Annotated in this window: 5 protein-coding genes; all 5 read right to left on the bottom strand. The window is 30.7% G+C overall.

The window, feature by feature from the left end; translation table 11 throughout:
- Positions 1-196: 196 nt before the first annotated feature.
- The 5 genes from ACFQ1U_RS06710 to ACFQ1U_RS06730 all read right to left on the bottom strand — a co-directional run bounded on the left by ACFQ1U_RS06710 (position 197) and on the right by ACFQ1U_RS06730 (position 3,789).
- The gene (locus ACFQ1U_RS06710) at positions 197-967 is read right to left on the bottom strand and encodes a tetratricopeptide repeat protein (RefSeq protein WP_386106624.1); all 771 of its coding nucleotides are present in this window, start codon (positions 965-967) and stop codon (positions 197-199) included.
- Entirely contained in the window at positions 951-1,376 is a 426-nt protein-coding gene (locus ACFQ1U_RS06715) for a hypothetical protein (RefSeq protein WP_386106626.1), read from the bottom strand. Before ACFQ1U_RS06715 ends, ACFQ1U_RS06710 begins: the two co-directional genes overlap by 17 nt.
- A gap of 145 nt (positions 1,377-1,521) precedes the next feature.
- A complete protein-coding gene (locus ACFQ1U_RS06720; protein ID WP_386106628.1) occupies positions 1,522-1,890 on the bottom strand; it encodes a SecDF P1 head subdomain-containing protein in 369 nt (122 codons plus the stop codon).
- Between the two features lie 279 nt (positions 1,891-2,169).
- Entirely contained in the window at positions 2,170-3,090 is a 921-nt protein-coding gene (locus tag ACFQ1U_RS06725) for a hypothetical protein (RefSeq protein ID WP_386106630.1), read from the bottom strand.
- A gap of 147 nt (positions 3,091-3,237) precedes the next feature.
- Positions 3,238-3,789 (bottom strand): hypothetical protein, encoded by a 552-nt coding sequence (locus tag ACFQ1U_RS06730; RefSeq protein ID WP_386106632.1) that lies wholly within the window; start codon positions 3,787-3,789, stop codon positions 3,238-3,240.
- Positions 3,790-3,987: the final 198 nt, after the last annotated feature.

The raw sequence follows: 3,987 nt of genomic DNA on the forward strand, positions 1-3,987 counted from the left end.
ATGTTGCAAGTAATATCAAAATTAGGTTTATGTACTTTTTCATTCGTTTTGTTCAGCTTGCAGGTAACGGTCTCGGCTATGAACAGTTGCGTGGGTTAGCACGGACTTTTGCAAGTACAAGACAAGCTGAAAATTCCGCAGGAATTTTCAGGATTAGCCTGTAATAGCAATTGTTTATAGCCATTGTTGTAACCAGTTATTTATTGTTTAATTGTTGTTTAAATTCTTGAATTTCGGACATATAAATCTCATTTAAAAACTCGTTATAAACATCATCTCGTTTGTATTGCATATTACTTTCTGCTTTCAATATGTTCTCTTTTGTCTTTTCGATTTGTCCAAGTTTTTGGTAGGCTTTTGCCATTCCAAAAAAGGATTCAGGCACGTATTCCGATTGCTGTAGAGCTCGTTGAAATTCGCCAATCGCTTTTTCATAATTTCCAAGTTCAAATTCGCAAAGTCCCAAATAGACAAAAGAATGAATATCAGCCCAATCTTCTTTTTGATTCTTTATGCTACGATTTAACAAGTCAATTGTCTTTTGATATTCTTTTTTGCCGAAGTAGCATTCAGCTCTTAAGAAGTCGATGTCTTCTCCCCAAGGTGCATCCACAAAATTTGGTGTTAGACTATCAAGTCGGTCAAAATCCTCAAGAGCTTTGTCATAATCTCGCATTTTTCTTAACCTTATCCATCCTCTGTAACCCAAATGTAATTTAGGGTCAAGTTCTACAGCTTTATTTAAATATTTGAATCCATTTTCAAAATCTCCAGCTTTGTTAAAATGGACTGAGTATTCCATATATTCATCACTGTCTTGAGATTCAAAATTTTCAATTCGTTGTGATAATTCTTTAGATTTCTCAATCCTATTTTCGTTCCAAAAATATAGATAGATTCCAAAACCAACTGAAATGACTATTATAGCCCCAACAATGTAACCAAGTATTTTAAAAAATTTCTTCAATTCGTCCGTTTTTAATTTTTAGTCTGATTAAGTTATACGTCTTATACTCTTTATCTCTTTTCCAGTCTTTTAGTCCAAATGCTATTTGTTCTAATTCCTCTTTTAACTTTCCATTATTGAATTCAGTACTTTTATAGTTCTCATCAATTTGAAATGTCTCAATATCGCAGAGTATTCCTGTTTTTGAAATATTTAATCTCAATGTTATAAATCCATTTTTTGGTTCAATTTTGGTTTCTGATGATTGAATTTCTTTGAAGGCTTTTCTTAAACTAGGACTTTCGCCTTCAATTCTGCTATTTGTGTAATTCCACCAGTAAGGCACAATTCTATCATCACAATCATTATTTTCCTGCGAAAAAGATTGAATAGAGAAAAGCAATATTGTTAGGACGAGAATTTTTTTCATAATTGGTTACAACGTATTTGTGTAAGATTTTTTGCGGGAAAAGACGCGAGTCATTTTCCGATGTTGCGGAAAGATAATTAATAAGATTGAATTTCCGCAGAGGAAATTCAGCCGCAATTAATTATACACCTTGTTGTAAATAGTTTTAATTCAGAATTTCTTTCAATTTTTTCCACTCATTTTCGGTTTGTTGAGTTTTCCAAAAAGCAAATACTCCCGCTGTAATTTCAGAATTCACAATTTGAGTACAGAATATTTCATTTTCAAGAATGAAGACTAATTTCGAGCCAACTGAGCTTTTTGTGGCAATTCTCCAGTTTTCAGTTCCTGTTTTATTAAGCTTAATAGACATTCCTTTGTCTCCGTTGTAATTTTCAAATTCTTCATGAGATTGAAAATTTTCAGGAGTTACAATAGGCTTTGAATTCAAAAAATATTTATCTCCAGATTTTCGGTCTATTTTCAGGATTCCACTTTCAGATTTATCTGTTTCATACCAACCGTTGTTCAACATTATTCTCTTTTGGGAGTGGAGATTTAAAAAGGTTAGTGTTAATATTATTAATAGGGTTTTCGATTTCATAAATTATTTACAACGGCTTCGGCTAAGGTTAGTACGGGAATAAAAAAGCATTTAATTTCGGATTAAGCACTTAGCCAAAACTTTTTATTTTGTTTTATTTTTTTTCTATTCTAAAGCCAAATCAAAAGATTTGGTGGACTTTATAAAAATACATTTAACTTTGGATTAAGCACTGAAACCCGTATTAATTTTAGCCATTGTTGTGCTTAGTTATTCTATTTTCACCCCTAAATCAATTAGAATTTCATTTCGAGTTTTTTCAATTAATTCCTCATCCACTTTATAATATTCATCTGGGTTTGACACTCCAGTTGATAAACTCATATTCATAATCTCTTTATTAGAATAGACAAACGATGGTGATTTTGGAATACACATTCTTAAAGCCATTATTTCAGATAGTGCATACAGATGAAGAGGGAATTTGTCATTTCTTTTTTCTTCCAATAATAGCTTTTCTCTAAAATTTGAAAGTAACTCTTCATTGAGATAGTTTTTTGTCAAAAATCCATCTCCGATTAATAATATGAACACTAACTTTTTGATTTTAATCATTATCATTTGAGGATAAACAAACGTTCTTAAATCAAAGAAGTCTTTTTCAGACTCAAAAACATATAGGCTTGATGGTAGACAAAATCCAACACCGTCTTTATAAGCACTTTGAATTATTCTAAAATTATCAGTGTCAATTATTTGCTTAGACACTTCTTTGTACTCATTATCATCAATTTTAAGATAATCATTATAAAAAAGTCCATAATAAATTTTAGATAACCAAGTAGAAACAAGCATAGTTTTAGATTCATCTGGACCATAAATCATAGATATACCTGATTCCTCAGCTTTTAAATCGTTGAACAATTGTTCAGGACTTTCTAGTTGTTTTATTATTCTATCTTCATATGCACTTCCGAAACCACTATTGCAAGAGCTATGAGCTGGGACTTTTATTCTACTATATTGAAATACTCCTTTTCCTGTTACAGTTTCTTCTTTGATTCCCAATTTTCCTAATAAGCTATTTGGAATTATGTGTTCTTGAGTTTTTTTTCCAGAAATAGATTCAGAACAGAAGAAACAGGTGTTTCTCATATCTTCATTTATAGTATTGTTTGTTGGTTTGGTCATAATTAAGCACAACGTATTTGTGTATGATTTTTTGCGGGAAAAGGACGCGAGTCATTTTCCGTTGTTTCGGAAAGATAATTAATAAGATTGAATTTCCACAAAGGAAATTCAGCCGCAATTAATTATACGCTTTGTTGTAACCAGTTTTTATTCTGTTATTTTTTTAAAATATAAATCCGCTTTTTTATTGTCAGGGCCATAAATTTCTAAACTCGGTTTGAGTTCGTTATTTTCCATTCTAATATTCAATTCGTATTTATTCGTATTCCAATTATTCATTTTAAAGTGTCCAAATTCATAAACCTTCTTTCCTTTCCAATACAGCTCAAAAGTGCAATGACCATATTCATTTTTAATTCCTTTTCGGTTTTTTCCGTCCGCAAAGATTGTCTTTCCGCTATTTTGGTTTACAACTATAAAATCCGATAAAATTAAAGAAGAGTCTACTTTTAAGTCAAAAGTATTAAAGTCAAATATTTTAGATGAAATTTGAGTAGTTAGACAATGTTCGTCTTTTACTTTTTCAGCGTAATTTTTAAAACTATAGAAACTTAAAATTCCGATTATTAGAATTGAAGTTAAAATCAGATTTCTGTTCTTTTTCATTAGTTTTCTTAAATTGGTTACAACGGCTTCGGCTATGATTAGTGCGGGAGTAGGGAAGCGAATTCTTTCCGATTGAGCACTAAGACGAAGCATTTTGTTTGCTTTTAATTTTTTCTTGTTCAAAAGTCAAATCAAAATGATTTGACGACACTATAAAAATACATTAAACTTTGGATTAAACACCAAAACCAGTATTAATTATAGCCATTGTTGTAAAGCGTTTTTTTTTATTAACTTATTTTCTTCCCTCAACTCTCATTTTAGAATGGAGCACTGCTGACTTATATCCAA

This window comes from Tenacibaculum geojense (assembly GCF_042676005.1).
GTDB lineage: Bacteria > Bacteroidota > Bacteroidia > Flavobacteriales > Flavobacteriaceae > Polaribacter > Polaribacter geojense.